Source organism: Nonomuraea sp. NPDC003709, assembly GCF_040610775.1.
In the GTDB taxonomy this organism is placed as follows: Bacteria; Actinomycetota; Actinomycetes; order Streptosporangiales; family Streptosporangiaceae; genus Nonomuraea; species Nonomuraea angiospora_A.
Window position 1 is genome coordinate 19,929 of record NZ_JBEXMW010000009.1, and the last position, 23,648, is coordinate 43,576.

At 69.7% G+C, this 23,648-nt stretch carries 20 protein-coding genes; 13 read left to right on the forward strand and 7 right to left on the reverse strand.

The window, feature by feature from the left end; all coding sequences use genetic code 11:
- Positions 1-3: 3 nt before the first annotated feature.
- Positions 4-867: a formyltetrahydrofolate deformylase gene (purU, locus tag ABZX61_RS26780; protein ID WP_350734514.1), complete on the reverse strand. Its 864-nt coding sequence runs from the start codon at positions 865-867 to the stop codon at positions 4-6.
- Between the two features lie 221 nt (positions 868-1,088).
- Here purU and ABZX61_RS26785 point away from each other — a divergent pair, with 221 nt between their 5' ends.
- The 12 genes from ABZX61_RS26785 to ABZX61_RS26840 all read left to right on the forward strand — a co-directional run bounded on the left by ABZX61_RS26785 (position 1,089) and on the right by ABZX61_RS26840 (position 18,239).
- Positions 1,089-2,549, forward strand: coding sequence for an aldehyde dehydrogenase family protein (locus ABZX61_RS26785; protein WP_350734512.1), 1,461 nt, complete (start codon positions 1,089-1,091; stop codon positions 2,547-2,549).
- A 24-nt stretch (positions 2,550-2,573) separates the two neighbouring features.
- Positions 2,574-3,632, forward strand: coding sequence for a glycine betaine/L-proline ABC transporter ATP-binding protein (locus ABZX61_RS26790; RefSeq protein ID WP_350734510.1), 1,059 nt, complete (start codon positions 2,574-2,576; stop codon positions 3,630-3,632).
- Positions 3,632-5,629, forward strand: a complete 1,998-nt coding sequence (locus tag ABZX61_RS26795; RefSeq protein ID WP_350734508.1) for an ABC transporter permease subunit — start codon at positions 3,632-3,634, stop codon at positions 5,627-5,629. Before ABZX61_RS26790 ends, ABZX61_RS26795 begins: the two co-directional genes overlap by 1 nt.
- A gap of 30 nt (positions 5,630-5,659) precedes the next feature.
- Positions 5,660-6,631 carry an ABC transporter substrate-binding protein gene (locus ABZX61_RS26800; protein ID WP_355199305.1) on the forward strand — a complete coding sequence of 324 codons (972 nt, stop codon included), beginning with the start codon at positions 5,660-5,662 and terminating at the stop codon, positions 6,629-6,631.
- A gap of 185 nt (positions 6,632-6,816) precedes the next feature.
- Positions 6,817-9,219: an FAD-dependent oxidoreductase gene (locus ABZX61_RS26805; RefSeq protein WP_355198629.1), complete on the forward strand. Its 2,403-nt coding sequence runs from the start codon at positions 6,817-6,819 to the stop codon at positions 9,217-9,219.
- A 14-nt stretch (positions 9,220-9,233) separates the two neighbouring features.
- Positions 9,234-10,490 (forward strand): serine hydroxymethyltransferase, encoded by a 1,257-nt coding sequence (gene glyA, locus ABZX61_RS26810; RefSeq protein WP_355198631.1) that lies wholly within the window; start codon positions 9,234-9,236, stop codon positions 10,488-10,490.
- Positions 10,487-11,698, forward strand: a complete 1,212-nt coding sequence (locus ABZX61_RS26815; protein ID WP_355198633.1) for a sarcosine oxidase subunit beta family protein — start codon at positions 10,487-10,489, stop codon at positions 11,696-11,698. The genes glyA and ABZX61_RS26815 overlap by 4 nt, the downstream gene beginning before the upstream one ends.
- Before the next feature lie 10 nt (positions 11,699-11,708).
- Entirely contained in the window at positions 11,709-11,957 is a 249-nt protein-coding gene (locus ABZX61_RS26820; protein WP_319708365.1) for a sarcosine oxidase subunit delta, read from the forward strand.
- The gene (locus ABZX61_RS26825) at positions 11,954-14,704 is read left to right on the forward strand and encodes a 2Fe-2S iron-sulfur cluster-binding protein (RefSeq protein WP_355198635.1); all 2,751 of its coding nucleotides are present in this window, start codon (positions 11,954-11,956) and stop codon (positions 14,702-14,704) included. The genes ABZX61_RS26820 and ABZX61_RS26825 overlap by 4 nt, the downstream gene beginning before the upstream one ends.
- Positions 14,697-15,236, forward strand: a complete 540-nt coding sequence (locus ABZX61_RS26830) for a sarcosine oxidase subunit gamma family protein (protein WP_355198637.1) — start codon at positions 14,697-14,699, stop codon at positions 15,234-15,236. Before ABZX61_RS26825 ends, ABZX61_RS26830 begins: the two co-directional genes overlap by 8 nt.
- Positions 15,233-16,642 carry an L-serine ammonia-lyase gene (locus tag ABZX61_RS26835; protein ID WP_355198639.1) on the forward strand — a complete coding sequence of 470 codons (1,410 nt, stop codon included), beginning with the start codon at positions 15,233-15,235 and terminating at the stop codon, positions 16,640-16,642. Before ABZX61_RS26830 ends, ABZX61_RS26835 begins: the two co-directional genes overlap by 4 nt.
- A 43-nt stretch (positions 16,643-16,685) precedes the next feature.
- A complete protein-coding gene (locus ABZX61_RS26840) occupies positions 16,686-18,239 on the forward strand; it encodes a recombinase family protein (RefSeq protein ID WP_355198641.1) in 1,554 nt (517 codons plus the stop codon).
- 618 nt (positions 18,240-18,857) lie between these two features.
- Here the strand turns inward: ABZX61_RS26840 and ABZX61_RS26845 are convergent.
- The 6 genes from ABZX61_RS26845 to ABZX61_RS26870 form a co-directional block, all read right to left on the reverse strand.
- Positions 18,858-18,995 carry a hypothetical protein gene (locus ABZX61_RS26845; RefSeq protein WP_355198643.1) on the reverse strand — a complete coding sequence of 46 codons (138 nt, stop codon included), beginning with the start codon at positions 18,993-18,995 and terminating at the stop codon, positions 18,858-18,860.
- A 317-nt stretch (positions 18,996-19,312) separates the two neighbouring features.
- Entirely contained in the window at positions 19,313-19,507 is a 195-nt protein-coding gene (locus ABZX61_RS26850) for a hypothetical protein (RefSeq protein ID WP_355198646.1), read from the reverse strand.
- 463 nt (positions 19,508-19,970) lie between these two features.
- Positions 19,971-20,819: a helix-turn-helix transcriptional regulator gene (locus tag ABZX61_RS26855; RefSeq protein WP_355198648.1), complete on the reverse strand. Its 849-nt coding sequence runs from the start codon at positions 20,817-20,819 to the stop codon at positions 19,971-19,973.
- Between the two features lie 14 nt (positions 20,820-20,833).
- A complete protein-coding gene (locus ABZX61_RS26860) occupies positions 20,834-21,319 on the reverse strand; it encodes a DUF6879 family protein (protein WP_355198650.1) in 486 nt (161 codons plus the stop codon).
- 20 nt (positions 21,320-21,339) lie between these two features.
- Entirely contained in the window at positions 21,340-21,564 is a 225-nt protein-coding gene (locus ABZX61_RS26865; protein ID WP_355198652.1) for a hypothetical protein, read from the reverse strand.
- A gap of 310 nt (positions 21,565-21,874) precedes the next feature.
- Positions 21,875-22,705: a helix-turn-helix transcriptional regulator gene (locus ABZX61_RS26870; RefSeq protein ID WP_355198654.1), complete on the reverse strand. Its 831-nt coding sequence runs from the start codon at positions 22,703-22,705 to the stop codon at positions 21,875-21,877.
- A 149-nt stretch (positions 22,706-22,854) separates the two neighbouring features.
- Here ABZX61_RS26870 and ABZX61_RS26875 point away from each other — a divergent pair, with 149 nt between their 5' ends.
- The gene (locus ABZX61_RS26875) at positions 22,855-23,646 is read left to right on the forward strand and encodes an aminotransferase class IV family protein (protein WP_355198656.1); all 792 of its coding nucleotides are present in this window, start codon (positions 22,855-22,857) and stop codon (positions 23,644-23,646) included.
- Positions 23,647-23,648 lie beyond the last annotated feature (2 nt).

Below are 23,648 nucleotides of genomic sequence, written 5' to 3' on the forward strand. Positions count from 1 at the left end.
ACGTCAGCGGAAGACGACGGTGCGGTTGCCGTTGAGCAGGACGCGCTGCTCGCTGTGCCACTTCACGGCCCTGGCCAGCACCTGCGCCTCCACGTCCCGGCCGGCCGCGACCAGGTCCTCGGATTCGAGCTCGTGGTCCACCCTGGCCACGTCCTGCTCGATGATGGGCCCCTCGTCCAGGTCGGCCGTGACGTAGTGCGCGGTCGCCCCGATGAGCTTCACGCCGCGCTCGTGCGCCTGGTGGTACGGCTTGGCGCCCTTGAAGCCCGGCAGGAAGGAGTGGTGGATGTTGATGGCCCGCCCCTCCAGCCGCTTGCACAGGTCGTCGGAGAGGATCTGCATGTAGCGCGCCAGGACCACCAGCTCCGCGTCGCACTCCTCGACCAGCTCCAGGATCCGCGCCTCGGCCTCGTCCTTGGTGGCGGCCGTGACGGGCACGTGGTGGTACGGCACGCCGTACGAGGCGGCCAGCGGCTCCAGGTCGGGGTGGTTGGAGACGATCGCGGGGATGTCGATGTTGAGCGCGCCCACCTGGCGGCGATAGAGCAGGTCGTTCACACAGTGGCCGAACTTCGAGGCCATGACCAGCGTGCGGGTGGGCGTGGCCGCGTCCTTCAGCTGCCAGTTCATCTGGAAGGACTCGGCCACGTAGGTGAACCCCTCGCGCAACCGCTCGATCTCGTCATGCGCGGCGAAGTGCACGCGCATGAAGAAGCCGCCACCCTTGCGGTCGTTGAACTGCTTGCTCTGCAGCATGTTCCCGCCGTGCTGGACGAGGAAGCTGCTGACCGCGTACACGATGCCCGGCTTGTCGGAGCAGGACACCGTGAGGATGAACTCGCGGCCAGGGTCGGGACGTGGAGACATCGCACCCTCCCGGTGTTGCGTATGACGCAAAGAAGAGATTTATACGCAACAGACTGAGGGCAGGGGCCAACCACGTCAAGGGGCAAGAAGGTCAAACCTCAGCACAACGTATTTATTTGGCCAGTGATTCCGGCAAACCCTTGACGAACACTCCGAGACGAGTCAATCCTGTTCCTCATTAAGCAGCGCCTTGCGCGATACGCAACTATCGAGGTGTGCCGATGACCGAGCTCTACATCGCGGGCGAGTGGACCAGGCCACTCGCCGGTGGTCGGCGGCGCATCCACTCGCCCGCCGACGGCAGCCTCGTGGCCACCGTGGCCGAGGGGACCGCCGCGGACACCGAGGCGGCGATCGCCGCGGCCAGGCGCGCCTTCGACGGCGGCCCCTGGCCCACGACGCCGGCCCGCGAGCGCGGCGCACTGCTGTACAAGGTAGCCGACCTGCTGGAACGCGACCGCCAGACCTTCGCCCGCGCCGAGTCGGGCGACACCGGCAAGCGCCTGGTGGAGAGCGAGTACGACATCGACGACTGCGTGGCCAGCCTGCGCTACTTCGCCGGCGTCGCGGGCACCGACGCGGGCCGGGTCGTCGACACCGGCCGCGACGACGCGATCAGCCGCATCGTGCACGAGCCGATCGGCGTCTGCGGCCTCATCACGCCGTGGAACTACCCCCTGCTCCAGACCACGTGGAAGGTCGCCCCGGCGCTCGCCGCGGGCAACACGTTCGTGCTCAAGCCGAGCGAGCTGACCCCCAGCACGGCCATCCTGCTGATGCGCGCGCTGGCCGAGGCCGGGCTGCCGGACGGAGTGGCCAACCTCGTGCTCGGCGCCGGCCCGGAGGTCGGCGCGCCGCTGGCCGAGCACCCGGACGTGGACATGGTCTCCTTCACCGGCGGCCTGGCCACCGGGCGGCGCGTCATGGCCGCCGCCGCGGCCACCGTGAAGCGGGTGGCGCTGGAGCTGGGCGGCAAGAACCCCAACATCGTCTTCGCCGACGCCGACTTCGACACGGCCGTCGACTTCGCGCTCACCGCGGTGTTCCTGCACTCCGGCCAGGTCTGCTCGGCCGGCGCGCGCCTGCTGGTGGAGGACTCCCTGCACGACGCGTTCGTGGACGAGGTCGTACGGCGGGCCGAGCTGATCCGCCTGGGCGGCCCCTTCGACCCGCACGCCGACACCGGCCCGCTCATCTCCGCCGCGCACCTGGCCAAGGTCGAGGAGTACGTGGCGGCGGGCCTGGCCGAGGGGGCCGTGCTGCGCTGCGGCGGCCGCCGCCTCGACGGGCCCGGACACTTCTACCGGCCCACCGTCCTGGACGAGTGCAAGCAGGACATGCGCGTCGTGCGCGAGGAGTCCTTCGGCCCCGTCCTGACCGTCGAGCGCTTCACGACCGAGGAGGAGGCGGTCCGCCTCGCCAACGACACCGAGTACGGCCTTGCCGGCGCGGTCTGGACCCAGGACGCCGGCAGGGCGCAGCGGGTCGCGGGCCGGCTGCGGCACGGCACGGTGTGGATCAACGACTACCACCCCTACGTGCCGCAGGCCGAGTGGGGTGGCTTCAAGCAGTCCGGCAACGGCCGCGAGCTGGGCCCGACCGGCCTGGACGAGTACCGCGAGATCAAGCACGTCTGGCAGAACATCCGACCGCGCCCACAGCGGTGGTTCCCAGAGAACTGACGCTCCGACGACGAAGAGGTGGTCATGACCGTCCCGTCACTGACCGAAAGCACACCGCTCAACACCGAGGCACCCCCCATTCTCGACGTCCGAGGCCTGTGGAAGGTGTTCGGCCCCAAGGCCGGCCGCGTGGTCGGCAGCACCCTGAGCCGCACGGAGCTCAAGGAGCAGACCGGCTGCGTCGCCGCGGTCCGCGACGTCTCCTTCTCGGTCCGGCGGGGCGAGGTGTTCGTCGTCATGGGCCTGTCGGGCTCGGGCAAGTCCACCCTGGTGCGCTGCCTGACCCGGCTGATCGAGCCCACCGCGGGCGAGATCGTGCTGGACGGCGAGGACATCCGCACCGCCGACGCCCGCAAGCTGCGCGAGCTGCGCAGGCACCGGATGGCGATGGTCTTCCAGCACTTCGGGCTGCTGCCGCACCGGTGCGTGCTGGAGAACGTGGCCTTCGGGCTGGAGATCCGGGGCACCCCCAAGAAGGAGCGCTACGAGCGGGCCCGCGAGGTGCTCGGGCTGGTCGGGCTGACCGGCTTCGAGAACTCCTACCCCGACCAGCTCTCCGGCGGCATGCAGCAGCGCGTCGGCCTGGCCCGTGCGCTCGCGGCCGACCCCGAGGTGCTGCTGTTCGACGAGCCGTTCTCCGCGCTGGACCCGCTGATCAGGCGCGAGATGCAGAACGAGGTTATCCGCCTGCACCATGAGGTGGGCAAGACGATGATCTTCATCACCCACGACCTGAGCGAGGCGCTCAAGCTCGGCGACCGGATCCTCATCATGCGCGACGGCGAGCTGGTCCAGGTCGGCACGCCCGACGAGGTGGTGGGCGCGCCCGCCGACGAGTACGTGGCCAACTTCGTCAGCGACGTCCCGCGCTCGCACGTGCTGACCCTGTCGTGGATCATGCGCCCGCCGCTGGAGGGCGAGCCGCTCGACGGCCCGGAGCTCGGCCCCGACGTGGTCATCCGCGACGCCGTGCACACCGTGCTGTCGGCCGACCGCCCGGTGCGCGTGGCCGGGGACGACGGCCTGCTCGGCGTGGTCACCAGCGCGGAGATCCTCGAAGTGATCGCCGGAGGGCAGCACTGATGGCGGCCGTCACGGCGGTCGCCGCCAGGCTGCACAAGCTGCCCGACCGCAGGCTGCTGCTGGCCCTGGTCGTCGCGGCCTGGGTGGTGGGCTGGGCGGTGCTCGGCGGGCGCGACACCCAGCAGCTGGGCGGCGCCGAGCTGACCCCGCTGCACCGCGACCTCAGCCAGGCCATGGACGTCATCGACGACAGCCGCAACAGCAACCCGTTCTTCCTCTACTTCATCAACTACATCCGGCTCTTCCTGGACGACGCGGTGACCTTCGTCCAGGCGCTGATCAGCCAGCCGTCCTTCGGCCGCCCCCTGCCCGTGCTGGGCTGGCTCGGCGTGGTGGCGATCGCCACGGCCGTCGCCCTGCTGTACGGCAACAGGAAGGTGGCGGCGCTGACGGCCGCGGGCTTCCTGTCCTTCGGCCTGCTCGGCCTGTGGCAGGAGAGCATGGACACGCTCGCCCTCACGCTGACGGCGGTCGCGCTGTCGCTGGCCGTGGGCATCCCGCTCGGGATCTGGGCGGGGCTGAGCGACCGGTTCCTGCGGCTGGTCACGCCGGTGCTCGACTTCATGCAGACGATGCCGACGTTCGTCTACCTGGCGCCGCTGACGTTGTTCTTCCTCATCGGCCCGGCCAGCGCGACCGTGGCCACGATGATCTACGCGGTCCCGCCGGCCATCCGCATCACCGCGCACGGCATCCGGCAGGTCTCGCCGGAGACGATGGAGGCGGGCACGTCGCTCGGCGCCACGCCCTTGCAGGCGCTCAGGCACGTGCGGCTGCCGATGGCCAGGCAGACGATCATCGTGGGGGTCAACCAGACCATCATGGCCGCGCTGTCCATGGCCACCATCGCGGCCCTGATCGACGCGCCCGGCCTGGGCAAGACCGTGCTCAAGGCGCTGCAGACGCTGGACGTCGGGACCGCCTTCAACGCGGGCCTGGCGATCGTGATCATGGCCGTGGTGCTCGACCGGGTGACCTCGGCCGCCAGCCGGCGGGTGGAGGAGCAGCGCCGCGCGGGCCGGCTGCGTTCCGCGCGCCGGCGCCGCATCGAGGTTGCGGGCGTGCTCGGGATCGCGGCCGTGCTGGCGTACCAGTCCTACACCTACCTCTGGGCTGCGGACTTCCCCATCGAGGCCAACATCGGCTCGTACGTGCGCAACGCCGCGGACACCGCCAGCGCCTGGGTGCAGGACAGCCTGGTGACCTACACCAACGCGCTGAAGAACGCGCTCACCAACGGGTTGCTCAACCCGTTCGAGGCCCTGCTGACCGGCTCGCCCTGGTGGCTGGTCTGCCTGGTGGCGGTCGCCGTGGCCCTGCTGGTGGGCAGCGCGCGGGCCGCGCTGGTCACCGCCATCGGGCTGCTGATGGTGCTGGCGCTCGGGCTCTGGCAGGACAGCATGGTGACGCTGGCCTCCACGCTGGTCGCGACCATCCTGGTGATGGCGCTCGGGGTGGTCGCCGGCGTGTGGATGGGCCGCAGCGACCGGGCCGACACCCTGCTGCGTCCCGTGCTCGACGCGGGGCAGACCATGCCCGCCTTCGTCTACCTGGTGCCCATCCTCGGCCTGTTCGGCCCGACGCGGTTCACCGCGATCATCGCGGCCGTGGTGTTCGCCGCGCCGGTGGCGATCAAGCTGGTGGCCGAGGGGATCAGGCGGGTCTCCCCCACCACGGTGGAGGCGGCGACCTCGGCGGGGGCGGGCACCTGGCAGCTGATCTCCAAGGTGCAGCTGCCGATGGCGCGCAGCGGCGTGACGCTGGCCGCGAGCCAGGGACTCATCTACGTGCTCTCGATGGTCGTCGTGGGCGGCCTGGTGGGCGCCGGGGCGCTCGGCTACGACGTGGTGGCCGGCTTCTCCCAGCACGAGCTCCGCGGGAAGGGGCTGGCCGCCGGGATCGCGATCGTCGTGCTCGGCATCGTGCTCGACCGCGTCATGCGCGCCGCCACGCAACGGGCCGACGCAGCCGCCCACGGAGGGCTTGCGAACAAATAAGGAACAGGAACACAGGAGGACCAAGTGGCGATGTCGAGAAGCGGCAGGATCAGGGCGCTCGCGCTCGTGACCGGCGGCGGCCTCCTGCTCAGCGCGTGCAGCGGAGCGAAGGTCGGCGAAACCCAGCAGGCCGCCGCGGGAGGCGGCAAGACGTGCGGCACGTTCAACCTCGCGGTCAACCCATGGGTGGGCTACGAGGCCAACGCCGCGGTGATCGCGCTCGTCGCGGAGAAGAACCTCGGCTGCAAGGTGGTGAAGAAGGACCTGAAGGAGGAGGTGTCCTGGCAGGGCTTCGCCACCGGTGAGGTCGACGCGGTCGTGGAGAACTGGGCCCATGACGACCTGAAGAAGAAGTACATCGACGAGCAGAAGGTCGCCGTCTCGGCGGGGCCGACCGGCAACAAGGGCGTCATCGGCTGGTTCGTGCCGCCGTGGATGGCCAAGAAATATCCCGACATCACCGACTCGAAGAACCTCAACAAGTACGCCTCGCTGTTCAAGACCTCCGAGTCCGGGGGCAAGGGCCAGCTGCTCGACGGCGACCCGTCCTTCGTCACCAACGACGCGGCGCTGGTCAAGAACCTCGACCTGGACTACAAGGTCGTCTACGCGGGCAGCGAGACCGCGCTCATCCAGGCCTTCCGGCAGGCGGAGAAGCAGCAGACGCCGCTCATCGGCTACTTCTACGACCCACAGTGGTTCCTGTCCGAGGTGAAGCTGGCCAAGGTCGACCTGCCCGCGTACACCAAGGGGTGTGACGCCGACGCGGCCAAGGTGGCCTGCGACTATCCGCCGTACGAGCTGGACAAGATCGTGAGCAAGAAGTTCGCGGACTCGGGCAGCCCCGCCTACACCCTGGTCAAGAACTTCACCTGGACCAACGACGACCAGAACCTCGTGGCCAAGTACATCGCCGAGGACAAGATGACGCCCGAGGAGGCGGCCGCCAAGTGGGTCGCCGCCAACCCCGACAAGGTCAAGGCCTGGCTCCCCGCGACCTGACCGCTCCTCCGCCGTGCGCCCGGCCCGATCGTCCTGCCGCGATCGGGCCGGGCGTACGCGTGCGCCCACCGGCCGAAAGGCTGTACTGAATAAGACAGAACACCCCTTGACACCCGGAATGCGGCGAGCGACGCTTGTTGCGGAAAGCGCGTTTGGTTGCATATATCGCAACAACGGAGGTGGCTATGACGGGCCCGAGCGTGGTCATCATCGGCGCGGGCGTGGTCGGCGCGGCCTTGGCCGACGAGCTGTCCGCCCGAGGCTGGACCGACGTCACCGTCGTCGACCAGGGGGACGTGCCCGCCACCGGCGGCTCCTCCTCGCACGCCCCCGGCCTGGTCTTCCAGGTCAACGGGTCGAAGACGATGACCGAGATGGCCCGCTACACCGCGGAGAAGTTCGTCGAGCTCGACAGCTTCCTGCAGGTCGGTGGGCTCGAGGTGGCCACCAGCCCGCAGCGGCTGGCCGAACTGCACCGCAGGCACGGCTGGGCGGTCGCGTGGGGGCTCGAGGCCCACCTGCTCACGCCGCAGGAGTGCGCCGCCAAGCACTCGCTGCTGGACGAGGCCAAGGTGCTCGGCGGGCTCTACGTCCCGACGGACGGGCTGGCCAAGGCGGTCAAGGCGGTGGACGCCCAGCTGGCCAGGGCCCGGGAGCGCGGCGTGCGGGTGCTGCCCAGGCACGAGGTGCTCGACATCAGGACCCAGGACGGCAAGGTGTGCGCGGTGGTGACCGACCACGGCGACCTGCCCGCCCAGGTGGTCGTGTGCTGCGCCGGGATCTGGGGCCCGAAGGTGGCCCGCATGGCCGGCATGGAGCTGCCGCTCACCCCGCTGGCCCACCAGCTCGCCTGGACCGGGCAGGTGCCGGGGCTGGCCGGCCAGACCGAGGAGGCCACCCGGCCGATCCTCCGCCACCAGGACGCCGACCTGTACTACCGCGAGCGCTTCGACACGCTCGGCATCGGCTACTACGGCCACCGGCCGATGCCGATCACCGCCGACGAGATCCTCGCGGTGGACGAGGCGGAGGTGATGCCGTCGGTGCTCACCTTCACCCCCGACGACTTCGCCAAGGCCTGGGAGGAGACCCAGGCGCTGCTGCCCGACACGCAGAAGGCGGAGGTCGAGTCCGGCATCAACGGGCTGTTCTCCTTCACCACCGACCACCTGCCGCTGATGGGGCAGTCCCAGGACGTCGAGGGCTTCTGGGTGGCCGAGGCGGTCTGGGTCACCCACTCCGCGGGCGTCGGCCGGGCGATGGCCGAGTGGCTGGTCGACGGCCACTGCTCCTCGTTCGACCTGCACGAGTGCGACGTCAACCGGTTCGAGCCGCACCAGCTGGCGCCCGACTACGTGCGCGATCGCGGCTGCCAGAACTACGTCGAGGTCTACGACATCATCCACCCCCTGCAGCCGATGGAGCACCCGCGCCCGCTGCGGCTGAGCCCCTTCCACCCGCGCCAGCAGGACCTGGACGCCGTCTTCCTGGAGGCCTCCGGCTGGGAGCGCCCGCAGTGGTACGGCGCCAACGCGCCGCTGCTCGACGGGCGCGACCTCCCCACGCCCGGCCCGTGGGCCGCGCAGTACTGGTCGCCGATCGTCGGCGCCGAGGCGCAGGCCACCCGCGAGGCGGTCGCGCTGTACGACATGAGCGCGCTCAAGCGGCTGGAGGTCAGCGGCCCCGGCGCACTGGCGTTCCTGCAGCGGATCACCACCGGCGACGTCTCCAAGTCGGTCGGCTCGGTGACGTACTGCCTGCTGCTCGACGCCGACGGCGGCATCCGCAGCGACGTCACCGTGGCCCGGCTCGGCCCCGACCGCTTCCAGGTGGGCGCCAACGGCAACCTGGACCTGGACTGGCTGGAGCGGCGCCGCCCGGCCGACGTGTTCATCCGCGACGTCACCGCCGGCACCTGCTGCCTGGGCGTGTGGGGCCCCAGAGCCCGCGACCTGGTCCAGCCGCTGACCGGCATCGACCTGACCGCGCTGAAGTACTTCCGCGGAGCCCGCGGCTTCATCGGCAACGTGCCCGTCACCATGCTGCGCCTGTCCTACGTCGGCGAGCTCGGCTGGGAGATCTACACCACCGCCGACATGGGGCTCAAGCTCTGGGACACGCTCTGGTCCGCGGGGCAGGAGCACGGCGTGCTGGCCGGCGGCCGCGGCGCCTTCACCAGCCTGCGCCTGGAGAAGGGCTACCGCTCCTTCGGCACCGACATGACCTTCGAGCACGACCCGTACGAAGCCGGCCTCGGCTTCGCCGTCAAGCTGGACAAGGGTGACTTCGTCGGCCGCCGGGCGCTGCTGGAGCGCAAGGCGTCGGTCCGCAGGAAGCTCACCTGCCTGCTGACCGACGAGGTGGTCATGGGCAAGGAGCCGGTCTACGACGGCGACCGGGCCGTCGGCTACGTCACCAGCGCCGCCTACGGCTACACCGTCGGCCGCGGCATCGCCTACGCCTGGCTGCCCGCCTCGCTCACGAGCCCCGGCCAGGCCCTGCACATCGGCTACTTCGACCAGCGCGTCCCGGCCGTCGTGGCCGAGGAGCCGCTCTTCGACCCGGCGATGACCCGGCTGCGCGGTTAGGGAAAGGACCTCATATGATCGACACCCCGCTGGACGTGGTGGACCCCGAGGTCGACGCCCTGATCGGCGCCGAGCTCGCCAGGCAGCGCTCGACGCTGGAGATGATCGCCTCGGAGAACTTCGCGCCCGCCGCCGTGATGGCGGCCCAGGGCTCGGTGCTCACCAACAAATACGCCGAGGGCTACCCCGGCCGGCGCTACTACGGCGGCTGCGAGCACGTGGACGTGATCGAGCAGCTCGCCATCGACCGGATCAAGGCCCTGTTCGGCGCCGAGGCGGCCAACGTGCAGCCGCACTCGGGAGCCCAGGCCAACGCCGCGGCGATGGCCGCGCTGCTGGAGCCCGGCGACACCATCCTCGGCCTCGACCTGGCCCACGGCGGCCACCTGACGCACGGGATGCGCATCAACTTCTCCGGCCGCCTGTACAACGTGGTCGCCTACCACGTGCGCGAGAGCGACCACCTGGTGGACATGGACGAGGTCGAGCGCCTGGCCCGTGAACACCGTCCCCGGCTCATCATCGCCGGCTGGTCGGCCTACCCGCGGCAGCTGGACTTCGCGGCCTTCCGCCGGATCGCCGACGAGGTGGGCGCGTACCTGATGGTGGACATGGCGCACTTCGCCGGGCTGGTGGCCGCCGGGCTGCACCCCTCCCCGGTGCCGCACGCGCACATCACGACCACGACCACGCACAAGACGCTCGGCGGCCCGCGCGGCGGGGTGATCCTGTCCACGGAGGAGCTCGCCAAGAAGATCAACTCCTCGGTCTTCCCCGGCCAGCAGGGCGGCCCGCTGGAGCACGTGATCGCGGCCAAGGCGGTCTCGTTCAAGATCGCCGCTGAGGAAGCGTTCAGGGAGCGGCAGCGCCGCACGCTGGAGGGCGCCCGCATCCTGGCCGACCGGCTGCTGGCGCCCGACGCGGCGGCCGCGGGCGTGAAGGTGCTGACCGGCGGCACCGACGTGCACCTGGTCCTGGTCGACCTGCGCGAGTCCGAGCTGGACGGCAAGCAGGCCGAGGACCGGCTGCACGCGGCCGGGATCACGGTCAACCGCAACGCCGTGCCGTTCGACCCGCGACCGCCCATGGTCACCTCGGGCCTGCGGATCGGCACCCCGGCGCTGGCCACGCGCGGCTTCGAGGCGGCCGACTTCGCGGAGGTCTCCGACGTCATCGCCACCGCGCTGACGCCGGAGGCCGACCTGTCCTACCTGCGTGACCGGGTCGAGGTCCTGGCCGGCAAGCACCCGCTGTACGGAGAGGCGCGATGAACCTGCCCGAGCACCCCGAGTGGCTGTGGGGCGCCGCCGAGCCCAGGCGCTCCTACGACGTCGTCATCGTCGGAGCCGGCGGGCACGGCCTGGCCACCGCCTACTACCTGGCCAAGAACCACGGCATCACCGACATCGCGGTCCTGGAGCGGGGGTGGCTGGCCGGCGGGAACATGGCGCGCAACACCACGATCATCCGCTCCAACTACCTGTGGGACGAGAGCGCGGGCATCTACGAGCACGCGCTCAAGCTGTGGGAGGGCCTGGAGGAGGAGCTCGGCTACGACCTGCTGTTCAGCCAGCGCGGCGTGCTCAACCTCGCGCACAGCCTGCAGGACGTGCGCGACAGCGTGCGCCGCGTCGAGGCCAACCGGCTCAACGGCGTCGACGCCGAGTGGCTGGACCCCGAGCAGGTCCGGGAGGTGTGCCCGATCGTGGACATCTCGCCCGGCGTGCGCTACCCGGTGCTCGGGGGCACCTTCCAGCCCCGCGCCGGCATCGCCAAGCACGACCACGTGGCCTGGGGGTACGCCCGCGCCGCGGCGGCCCTCGGCGTGGACTTCATCGAGCACTGCGAGGTCACCGGCCTGCAGGTGAGCGACGGCCGGGTCACCGGCGTGGAGACCACCCGGGGCCCGATCTCGGCCGGCCGGGTCGCGCTGTGCGCGGCGGGCCACACCTCGGTCGTGGCCAAGACCGCGGGGATCGACCTGCCGCTGCAGAGCCACCCGCTCCAGGCGCTGGTGTCCGAGCTGCTCGAACCCGTGCACCCGACCGTCGTCATGTCCAACGCCGTGCACGTCTACGTCAGCCAGGCGCACAAGGGCGAGCTGGTCATGGGCGCCGGCATCGACGCGGCCAACTCCTACCGGCAGCGCGGCGCCTTCCACATCATCGAGCGGCAGATGGCCGCCGCGCTGGAGCTGTTCCCGATCTTCGCCCGCGCGCACGTGCTGCGCACCTGGGGCGGCGTGGTGGACGTCTCGCCCGACGCCTCGCCGATCGTCGGCCTGACCCCGGTCCGGAACCTCTACCTCAACTGCGGCTGGGGCACCGGCGGCTTCAAGGCGACGCCCGGCGTGGGCTGGTGCTTCGCGCACACCGTGGCCAACGACGAGCCGCACCCGCTCAACGCCCCCTTCTCCCTTGACCGATTCACCACCGGGGCGCTCGTGGACGAGCACGGCGCCGCCGCGGTCGCGCACTGAGGAACGGCCGATGCTGCAGATCCCATGCCCCTGGTGCGGCCCTCGCGACGAGGCCGAGTTCCACTACGGCGGGCAGGCCCACGTCGCCTACCCCGCCGACCCGGCCGCGCTGTCGGACGAGGAGTGGGCGCGCTACCTGTTCTTCCGCGACAACCCCAAGGGCCCCTTCGCCGAGCGGTGGAGCCATGCGGCCGGCTGCCGCCGCTGGTTCAACCTGGTCCGCGACACCGCCACCAACGAGATCCTGGAGGCCCGATGAGGCTGTCCACCGGCGGGCTGATCGACCGCGGCGGCACGCTGCGCTTCCGCTTCGACGGCCGCGAGCTGACCGGTCACCCCGGCGACACCCTGGCCTCCGCGCTGCTGGCCAACGGCGTGCGCCAGGCCGCGACCAGCGTCAAGCTGGGCCGCCCGCGCGGCATCTTCGCCGCGGGCAGCGAGGAGCCCAACGCGGTCGTCCAGATCGAGCAGCCCTTCCCCGAGCCGATGCGGCCGGCCACCACGGTCGAGCTGTACGACGGGCTCGTGGCGAGCAGCCTGCCCGGCCGGGGCCGCCTGGCGGCCGAGCCCGACCCGGCCCGTTACGACGCCGTGCACGCCCACTGCGACGTGCTGGTGGTCGGCGCCGGCCCGGCGGGGCTGGCCGCCGCCAGGGCCGCGGCCGTGGACGGCGCCCGGGTGATCCTGGCCGACGAGCAGCCCCGTCCGGGCGGCAGCCTGCTGGGCACCACCGAGGACATTCCGGGCAGCCCGGCCGGGCAAGGCGGCCACGAGTGGGCGGCGGCGGTGGCGGCCGGCCTGGAGCGCCTGCCGGACGTCACGGTGCTGCGCCGCACCACGGTCTTCGGCTACTACGACGACAACTACCTCATGGCCGTCGAGCGCCGCACGGAGCACCTCGGCGCCGCCGCCCCCGCCCACGTGGCCAGGGAGCGGATCTGGCGCATCCGGGCGGGCCGGGTCGTGCTGGCCACCGGCGCGCACGAGCGGCCCATCGCCTTCGCGGGCAACGACCTGCCCGGCGTGATGCTGGCCGGGGCCGCGCGCACGTACGCCGTCAGGTACGGCGTGCTGCCCGGGCGCCGGGCCGTGGTCTTCACCACGAACGACAGCGCCTACGAGGCCGCCTTCGACCTGGCGGACGCCGGCCTGGAGGTGGCCGCGATCGTGGACGTGCGCCCCTCCCCCGGGCCGCTGGCCGAGGCCCGGCGGCGCGGCATCGAAGTGCTGGCCGGGCAGGCGGTCGAGGCCGCCAGGGGCACGGGCGAGGTCTCCTCCGTCCTGGCCGGCGGGACCGAGATCGAGGCCGACCTGGTGCTGGTGTCCGGCGGGTGGAACCCGGTGGTGCACCTGTTCAGCCAGGCGGGCGGGACGCTGCGCTACGACGAGGACCTGGCCGCGCTGGTGCCCGGGGTCTCGCGGCAGAAGGTCCGCGTGGCCGGTGCCGCCAGGGGCGTGTTCACGCTGGAGGGCTGCCTGATTGACGGCGCCGGGGATAGCGAGCCGGTGGCCCCGGGGCCCGGGGGGACGCCGTACTGGCTGGTGCCGGCGGACGACCTCGGCGGGCACTTCGTGGACCTGCAGCGGGACGTCACCGCGGCCGACGTGCTGCGCGCCACCGGCGCGGGGCTGCGCTCGGTCGAGCACGTCAAGCGCTACACCACCGCCGGGACCGCGCACGACCAGGGCAAGACGTCGGGGCTGCTGACCTCGGCCGTGGTGGCCCACGCTCTGGGCGTGCCGGTGGGCGAGGTCGGGATCACCTCCTACCGGGCGCCGTACACGCCGGTGAGCTTCGCGGCCCTGGCCGGGCGCGACCGCGGCGCGCTGCACGACCCCGTCCGGGTGACGGCGCTGCACGAGTGGCATGCCGAGCACGGGGCGCTGTTCGAGAACGTCGGGCAGTGGCAGCGGCCCTGGTACTACCCGCGCGCGGGCGAAACCATGGAGGCGGCGGTGCTGCGCGAGTGCCGGGCCGCGCGCGAAGGCGTGGCGGCGATGGATGCCTCCACGCTCGGCAAGATCGACGTGATCGGCCCGGACGCGGGCGAGTTCCTCGACAGGCTCTACACCAACCTGATGAGCTCGCTGGCCGTCGGCTCGATCCGGTACGGCGTGATGTGCCGGGCCGACGGCATGGTCTTCGACGACGGCACCGTCATCCGCCTGGCCGCCGACCACTTCCTGGTCACCACCACGACCGGCAACGCCGCCGCGGTGCTGGACTGGATGGAGGAGTGGCTGCAGACCGAGTGGCCGTCGTTGCGGGTGCACCTCACCTCGGTGACCGAGCAGTGGGCGACGGTCGCGCTGGTCGGGCCGCGCTCGCGCGAGGTGCTCGCGGCGCTGGCGCCCGAGCTGGCGGTCTCGGCGGCCGACTTCCCGTTCATGACCTGGCGCGAGGCCGAGGTGGCCGGGATCCCCGCCCGGGTGTGCCGCATCAGCTTCTCCGGCGAGCTGGCCTACGAGATCAACGTGACCTCCTGGGACGGGCTCCGCCTGTGGACCGCGATCATGTCCGATGGCCGCGTCACCCCGTACGGCACGGAGACCATGCACGTGCTGCGGGCCGAGAAGGGCTACCCGATCGTCGGCCAGGACACCGACGGCACCGTCACACCGCAGGATCTGGGCATGTCGTGGGTGGTGTCGAAGAAGAAGCCCGACTTCGTGGGCAAGCGCTCCCACGCCAGGGCCGACAGCTCGCGTCCCGACCGCAAGCAGCTCGTCGGGCTGCTGCCGGACGACCACGGCTTCCTGCTGCCGGAGGGCGCCCACCTGGTGGCCTCCGCCGAGCTGCCCGAGCCACCGGTGCCCATGCTGGGGCACGTCACCTCCAGCTACCGCAGCGCGGCGCTCGGCCGTACGTTCGCGCTGGCCCTGCTCAAGGTCGGGCAGTCGCGCCACGGCGAGCGGCTCTACGCGCCCGTGGGCGACGCCATGGTGCCGGTGACCGTCACGTCTCACGTCCTGTACGACCCCGAAGGAGCGCGTCGCGATGGTTGAGCGCAGGAGTCCGGCCGGGGCGTTCGCCGGCCGTTTCGAGGCGGCCTCGCGCGGCGGGGCGCTGACGCTGCGGGAGATCCCCTTCCTCACCCACGTCAACGTGCGGGTGCCTCCCGGGACCGACCTCGGCGTCCCGCTGCCGGTCGAGCCGAACACCGCGGTGACCTCCGGCGAGATCACCGCGGCCTGGCTGGGGCCGGACGAGTGGCTGGTGATCGCGCCGCCCGGATACCGGCCCGAGCTGCTGCGCAAGGAGCTCGGCGAGCGGCACGGCTCGATCGTGGACGTCTCGGCGCAGCGCACCACGCTGTTCGTCGGCGGACCCAGGGCCCGCGACCTGCTCGCCCACGGCTGCGCGCTCGACCTGCATCCGCGCGCGTTCGGGCCGGGGCGGTGCGCGCAGACCATGCTGGCGCGGGCGCAGGTCGTGCTCGTCCCCCGGGAAGACGGGTTCCTGGTGCTGGTGCGCTCGTCCTTCGCCGCCTACCTGGCGGAGTGGCTGCTGGACGCGGCGGCGGAGTACGTGACGTGAGCATCGGGGTCTTCGACCTGTTCAAGATCGGCATCGGGCCGTCCAGTTCGCACACGGGCGGGCCGATGGCGGCCGCGCACAGGTTCGTCCGGGGGCTGCGCCAGGACGGGCTGCTGGAGTCCGTCGCCCGGGTCGAGGCGATCCTGTACGGCTCGCTCGGGCTGACCGGCAAGGGCCACGGCAGCGACAAGGCCGTGCTGCTCGGCCTGTCCGGCGAGAAGCCGGAGCTGGTCGACGTGGACTCCGTCGACGCCCGGCTGCTCGCCATGCGGGAGTCGGGCACCGTGCCGCTCGCCGGCACGCACCCGGTGCCGTTCGTGGTCGGCGAGGACCTGGTCTTCGAACGCAGGATCTCGCTGCCCGGGCACCCCAACGGGATGCGCTTCACCGCCTTCGGCGCCGACGGCGGGGTCCTGCGGGAGAAGGTGTACTTCTCGGTCGGCGGCGGCTTCGTCGTCGACGAGACGGCCGCCGGGGCGGACCGCATCAAGGCGGACGACACGGTCCTGCCGTACCCGTTCACGACCGCGGAGGAGCTGCTCAAGCACTGCGCCAACACCGGGCTGTCGATCTCCGGGCTGATGCTGGAGAACGAGAAGGCCTTCGGCCGCACCGAGACGGAGATCCGCGCGGGCATTCTGGAGCTGTGGCGGGTGATGACCGAGTGCGTCCGACGCGGGATCGCCTCCGAGGGCGTGCTGCCCGGCGGGCTCCGTGTGCGCCGCCGCGCGCATGGGCTGCACCGGCGCCTGCTGGCGGAGGCGCCGGAGAAGGACCCGCTGCACGCGATGGACTGGGTGTCGCTGTTCGCGCTGGCGGTCAACGAGGAGAACGCCGCCGGGGGCCGCATCGTCACCGCGCCCACCAACGGCGCCGCGGGCATCATCCCGGCGGTGCTCACCTACTACACGCGGTTCGTGCCCGGCGCCGGCGACGACGGGGTGGTGCGCTTCCTGCTGACGGCGGCGGCGATCGGCGTGCTGTTCAAGGAGAACGCCTCGATCTCCGGAGCGGAGGTGGGCTGCCAGGGCGAGGTGGGTTCGGCCTGCTCGATGGCCTCGGCCGGGCTGACCGAGGTGCTGGGCGGCACGCCGGAGCAGGTGGAGAACGCCGCCGAGATCGGCATCGAGCACAATCTGGGCCTGACCTGCGACCCGATCGGCGGCCTGGTCCAGATCCCGTGCATCGAGCGCAACGCGGTGGCCTCCATCAAGGCGATCACCGCCGCCCGCATCGCCCTGCGCGGCGACGGCCGCCACTTCGTCTCGCTGGACAAGGCGATCCAAACGGTTCGCACTACCGGACGCGACATGTCCACCAAGTACAAAGAGACCAGCCGAGGCGGCCTGGCCGTCAACGTCATCGAGAGTGACGCCCATGTAGGGGTCAACGTCATCGAATGCTGATCTTCCCCATACTTGGTGGACGCACCACCAGGTAAGGGGAGAAATGGGCAAGGCGCAGGGCGGCGTCATGGCGAGGGGCGAGGTTATCGCCTCGGGTCATCGCAAGCGAGTAGTCGGGGCTGTACGGGAGTCCCGCGAGCGTGACACCAGCACGTCACCGGACACCCAGAAGCGCAAGATCACCGGATGGACGGATCTCCACGACGGAGACCTGATCCATGTAGCCGTGGACCGGGACGTATCCGGCAAGACGGTCTCCCCTTGGGACCGCCCGGACTTGGGCTATTGGATGGCCCATCCGGAGAAGTTCGACGTCCTGTGCGCGGCGAAGCTGGATCGGATCTGCCGCAACGCGGAAGACTTCTTCCGGCTCATCCGGTGGAGCCAAGAGCACTCGATCGCGCTTGTCTTCATCGAGGAGGGGTTCGATCTCACGACCCCGGCCGGAACGATGGCGGCCAAGATCCTTGCCGTGGTGGCGGAGTTCGAATGGGACTCCATTCGAGGACGGACACTCGATGGCCAGCAGACAGCCGTACAGCAGGGCCGCTGGAGAGGCGGAATCGCTCCGTACGGCTACCGTCCCGTCAAGGAGGTCAGGAACGGCGTCCTGGGCTGGTATCTGGAGATCGACCCCGACACGTCCGGCATCCTGCGGGGCATCGTGGGTCGGGTCATTCTTGGAGAGGAGTCCATTTCCAAGATTGCCGAGGATCTGAACAGCCGTGGGGTGTTGACGTCGGCCGATGCACACCGAGTGCGGCAAGGAAAGGAGCCCAAAGGCTCCAAATGGTATCCAGCAAATATGATTCAACTCCTCCGCTCACGCGCTCTATTGGGCGAATACCAGACGGCCGAGAATGACACCCTGCGAGATGAGAACACGAGCCTTCCGCTCGGTGGGGGGTCGGCTGAGGAGACCGTGGGCACGCGCGTGGAGCAGTTCATCAAGGCCGCCGGACCTGAGGGCGTCAACAGCACGGCCCTGTTCCGCAAGTTCGGCCGTAAGGCCGCCGAGATGAACGACATCATCTCTGAGCTTCCCCACGTGACCATGACCAAGGTTCAGCCGCAGGGCGGGGGCAGGCCCGCCCTGGTCTACCGCTACGAAGCTCCCGCTGAGACTGCGGAGCGCTCAAATGAACTTACTGATCTCGACCTGGAGGAGGAGCTTCCCGAGATCCTCATGGAGGAGATCGACCAGCTTGAGGAGGAGCCTGCCGAGTCAGCTACCCCCGAAGAGGAAACCACTCCGGTAGATGAGGCTCCCGCCTTCCTGCCCTTCCTCAGCGATGACGAGTGGGACGAGATCGACGCCACCCAGAGCGTCACTCCTGAGTCTGAGACGGCTTCAGAGCCCAAGCCGGTTGCCGAGACTCCGGCTGAGCCTGCCGTCTCGCCTGAAGCCGTCAGGGCGTTCTTGTCCTCACCGGCGGGTGCGGAGATGCTTCAGGAGATCCTCAAGGGCATGATGGCCAGCCAGGTTCCGGCCAGCGTTCCCCAGGAGGTCACTGCGGCCAAGGCCAAGGCTCCCCGCAGGAGCCGGGCCAAGGGCACCGCTGAGGCTTCCTTCCAGGCTCCTGAGGTAGCGGCCTAGCGTCCGGCAGGTCAAGGCCCCCGGCTAGCGAGTCGGGGGCCGTGTCTCATCTGTACGTCACCCTCGCAGGCAGGTACGTGAAATTGGAGACGTACGCGGGCACCGGCCCGCGTGGTCACGCAGGAGGATCGGGCGGCCCTACGCAGGCGTCCGGATCCCCATTATGATCGCGCCTGTGCCCCTCTTATTTTATGTCTCCCTCCTATCGCCATTTCTTGGTATATCCATTGCAGCCCTCGTCACCGCCAAGACTGCTCATCAACGAACACAGCGTCTGAAAGGGCTTGCCCTTGGCGCGGTCTTCCTGATCGTTATCATCGTCATCGCCAACTCGCCCTTGATCTCGTCAAGTTAAAGCAACGCGCTGCGACGCACCCGCATTGAGGGGGCAGTAGGGCCGTCATGCGGAACGGCGTTAACCAAGGAGCCCCCGACCAGAGGCGGGGAGGCGTGGTAGGGGCCACGGATCCGTCAGGCAGGAAACCGACAGTGCGGGGGCTCGTCTGCCTGTCTGGTCGGGGGCCGTGGGCACACGGCTACGCGGCGGCCAGGCTTACATAGCCGGGGGCGCTACACCCCGCAGGAGACGAGACCGTCCCTCGCTCCTGCGGGGCTGTCTCAGGTGCCCTCGCGTTTCCAGGGGCGCCAGCCGTCGCGCCAGTCGTCTACGAACGACTGCGCGATGATCGCGACCAGGCCGAGCGGCGGAATGAGAGCCACGTAAGCGGCGGTCTTATGCAGCAGCTCTAAAGCCATGTCAGCCCCCTATCGGGGCGTTGCGATATCGCGTAGGAATTCCGCCCATATCGCGGTCGCTCGGGCATGGGCTTTGGCGCGCGCCTCCTCCTTGGAGGTGCTGCGATTCGCCTCAAATTTCTCGCCGGGCAAGAGGAGACCGTCACGCCCGGGAAGCCGAGGATGCAAGGTCAGCGTGGAATACTCCACGGTGATCGAGAACAGAATCCGAGTGCCAACCCAACCTTTCTCGCAGGTCAGAGAACCCCCAGACGGCAGCCATTGGATCTCGGACACGCCCGTCTTCGGCTCTTGCGCAGCCTTGAGCCGAGCGCTCATTACATCGCCTCCTGCGCGGCCAGCTTTGCCGCCAACTCGTCGAGCGGCGAAGCGCACATGTTGTTGACTCCGTTCCGCCCTAGAGCGTCTTCTCCGAGGTACTTGCGCCGCCATGCGGCCACGCCGATAGCGAGATCCGTGGAGATCTCCCACGTGCCGCCGTACTTCTCCCGCAGCTTGCCAACGGTGATCATGCCGCTACCCTCGCGTTCTGGGCCACGAGGGCGGCAACCCGGTTGGGGCGGTCGGCTGGTACGAGCTCAACGCTCGTGTCTCGCGGCTCATTGTCGGGGCCAACGCCCGGCAGGTAGACGACGAAGCTACCCGAGCGTTCTCCGATGACCACGGTCGCGATCCGCCATCCGGCATCGGCGTAGATCGTCAGTTCCGGGGGGTGCCAAAGCGTCTCGCCCGACCCGTAGAGCTTGATCGCACATTGGGCCGGAACCTGACGCTTGATCAGTTGGGCATGGATGCCGGTAGTCGTCAGGTCGCCAAAACCTGATCAAGGGCCGCGTTCTGTCGTATCGCCTCCTCCCCCGATATCGGCTGACAGAGCAGGACACCACCTGATCCTGTTGCGTGTGTGCGGGCCATGCCCTCGACGGTAGGAGCAGGCGAGTTAGAGACTCAACAACCTTGCACGAGTTTGCAGCTCTAAAGAAAGTCCTGCTTGGCAGCGTGAATGAGGCGCTTGGCAGGAGCCCCTACAACGGCCATGGCGGCCATATCCGCGAAGCCCTTGATGTAGAGCGCAATCTCGCTCGGCTGCGTCACGTTCACAGTGGCGGTCAGCAGTTCGACCTGCACAAGGTTGTCATCAAAGATGTTGAATGCCTCAAGTGCCCAAAGCCGACGCGGTGCGGTGACGGGGATGATCCCGATCGAGGTTGAGGGCAGCTTAGCCATGGCAAGGAGGTGGTCGAGCTGGGCACGCATCGCGGACGGATCGCCGATCTGGTGCCGCAACACCTGTTCCTCCAGCAGGAACTTGAAGCGGTATCCCGGCCTATGGAGGAGATCATTGCGCGTGATCCGAGCGGCAACGGCGGCTTCCAGGTCGTCGGGAGCGTTATGGAAGTTGCCGAACATCTTCAACAACGCCCAAGCGTACTCAGGCGTCTGCAGGAAGCCGGGTATGAGCTGTGAGCAGTACACCCGGTGCAGACGCGTGTTCTCGTACAGGGAGACCTTCGACTCCTGGAGCTGCTTGAGCCCAGTGCGGTGGAGCCGCTTCCACTCCACATACATGGATTCTGCTGTTCTCGACATCGAGATCAGATCGTCCACCTGATCCAATGCGCTGCAGACCTGACACCAAGTCCGAAGATCCTCATTGGAGGGCAACGTCTTGGCGTGCAGAAGCCGAGACGACTTGGACTCATGCCAGCCCGCCGCCTCTGCCAGCGAGCGCCCGTTGTAACCAGCATCGCGCATGATCTCGCGAAGTCGTTCAGCGATGGCTAGGCGGACCTGTCGGGCGGACGAATACGGCGAGCTAGGCATGGTCCCTATTCTGCTTATTCGGGCCTGTACTCCGAGTGGTCGATCCCTCGTTGCCACACGGCCTCGAACGCCGCCGTACACAGCTTGATCTGCACCGGATCGCGGGTCAGCTCCTCGCCAACGTACTCACCGTTGCCACCGAAGAACCCGAACCTGACAAGGTGCTCGTCGAACACCCAGAAGTCGTTACCCGGCAAGGCGAGATCAGACGCTCGACTCCTGGGCAACCATCGGACCTGTTCTCCGGCCGCGATGTTGAGCGGCGATGTGAGCTCGTACTCGTACCGAATGAAATCGGTGACCGGCTCAGACACGATCCTCGCTCGTCGTATGGCCACCCCACGGCCCACCGCCCTGGTTACCTCCTCGCGCCACTCGTGCCAGTAGGCGTCCACGTCGGCGATCTCCGTCTTCTGCCACTCGATGTAGCACGGATCGTCGGGCGTGTAGGTGTCCCGCATCTCCAGATGAATCGCCTCGCGCACGGCGCTGGCCAGCATCTCAGAGAACGTAGGTACGCTCATTCGGCGCAAGCCTCCAGAAGGTACGGGATCATCCGCTTGGGGAGGCGGATGACCTTCTCGCTGTCCGGTAGAGAGCTCCGCTCCCGTAGCTGCGCGAGTTCGGCGGGATCGGTGACCTCCCAGCCTTGCAGCACGATGGAGCCGTCGGCGTCGTCCTTCCACACCATCGGGCAGTTGTTGCCGCCGCTGGTGTCGTCGATACCGATGAACCGTAGGGCCATGACTACCTCCGCCGTTGTGAGTTTGCATGGACTTGCACACGCGAGCCTGAACGCTCGCAAGACTGGCGTCAATACCTGCGATCGAGACCCCAGGAGAAGGGGGTCAGCACAACGTCAGCACTGGTGCAGACAACAGCCGTGATCAGTCGGAGCCAGCAGGATGAGAGACATGCTCGACATTGATCAGGATCTTTCACAAATGCAGTGCGAACCATATAGTTGGCCAAGGCCATCAAGACCATGCGTGACACCGGCCGCGACATGCTCGACAAGTACAAGGAGACCTCGCGCGGCGGCCTGGCCGTCAACGTCATCGAGTGCTGACGGAGCCGGCCAGCAGCCGCAGGTTCTCCGCCTGGGCGGAGCCGGGCGGGGCGTGGTAGACGGTCAGGGACTGCTCGGGGTCGTCGGGCAGCCGCAGCGACTCGAAGGAGAGCGTGAGCTCGCCCAGCAGCGGATGGCGCAGGCGCCGGGTGCCGTGGTTGCTCTCCTTCACGTCGTGCCCGGCCCACAGCCGGCGGAACGTCTCGCTCTTCACCGACAGCTCGCCCACGAGCGTCAGCAGCCGCGGATCGTCGGGGTAGCAGCCGGCGTACAGGCGCAGTCCGCCGACCACGTCGGCGGCCTTCGCCTCCCAGTCCGCGAACAGCCGCCGATGGCCGGGCTCCAGGAACACCAGCCGGGCCCAGTTGCGCTCCTGGGGCGGCAGCCGGTCCCAGTCGCCGAACAGGGCCGCCGCCATCGGGTTCCAGCCCAGGATGTCCGAGCGCGGCCCGGTCACGTACGCCGGGACCCCCTCCAGGGAGGCCAGCATCTGCCCGAGCGCGGTGCGCACCTGCTGCAGCGGCGGCGGCCCGTACTTCCTGCGGTCCCGGCACTTGACCAGGCGGGTGAGGTGCTCGTGCTCGGTGTCGCTCAGCCGCAGCGCGCGCGTGATCGCCCCGATCACCTCGCCCGACACGTTGTTGCCCTTGCCCTGCTCCAGCCGCGTGAGGTAGGCGACGGACACGCCGGCGAGCTGGGCCAGCTCCTCGCGGCGCAGCCCCGGCACACGCCGGTGCCGGCCGAAGACCGGCAGCCCGACGTCCTCCGGCCGCAGCCGCGCCCGCCGGCTGCGCAGGAATTCGCCGATCTCGCTCATAACCCCCGATAGTACGCACACGACGACGAACGAGGCTGACCCTGTCAGTAGTAGGAACAGCGGTCGTACGCGGAGCAGGGCTCTGGGCGATCCGGCCGGGCTGCGGCAGGCTCGATTCCCCTGATCACCACCTAAAGGGGGATATTTCAATGTTTGTCGCTCAGCGCAACGGCCGTCCTGCGACCGCCGAGGAGTTGGCGCCGCTCGCCTTCGCGGGCTACGCGCATTTCACCGCCATGCAGGTGCGCGGAGGCCGGGTCCGCGGCCTCGACCTTCACCTGGAACGGCTGCGGCGCGCCTCGGTGGAGTTGTTCGGCCGGGCGGTGCCCGACGATCGGGTGCGCTCCTACCTGCGGGCGGCGCTGCGGGACGGCCCGGCCGACGTCTCGCTGACGGCCACGGTGCATTCACCGGCGGGCGAGTTCACCGTGGCCGAGGGGGAGCCCGAGGTGCTGGTCCGTACGGGGCCGGCCGCCTCCGGTCCGGCGGGCCCGCTGACGCTGGCGGCGGTCGAGCACGAACGCTTCCTGCCCGCCGTCAAGCACGTCGGCGAGGTGGCCAAGACGTACGTCCTCCGCCAGGCCGCCGGCCAGGGCTTCGACGACGCGGCCTTCGTCGACCGCCGCGGCCGGCTCAGCGAGGGCTCGATCTGGAACCTGGCCTTCTGGGACGGCACCGCCGTGGTGTGGCCCGTGGCCGAGATGCTGACCGGGACCACGATGGCCGTCGTCCGCCGGCGGCTCGATCGCCTCGGCGTCCCCCAGCGCGCCCAGGAGATCACCCTCGCCGACCTGCCCGCCCTGGCCGGGGCCGTGGTCATGAACTCGTGGACGCCGGGCGTGCCCGTCCACCGGATCGGCTCCGTGCCCCTGCCGGAGGCCGAGCCCTTCGTACGGTTGCTGCACCGCGCCTATCAGGCCGAACCGCCGACCGCCCCCTGACG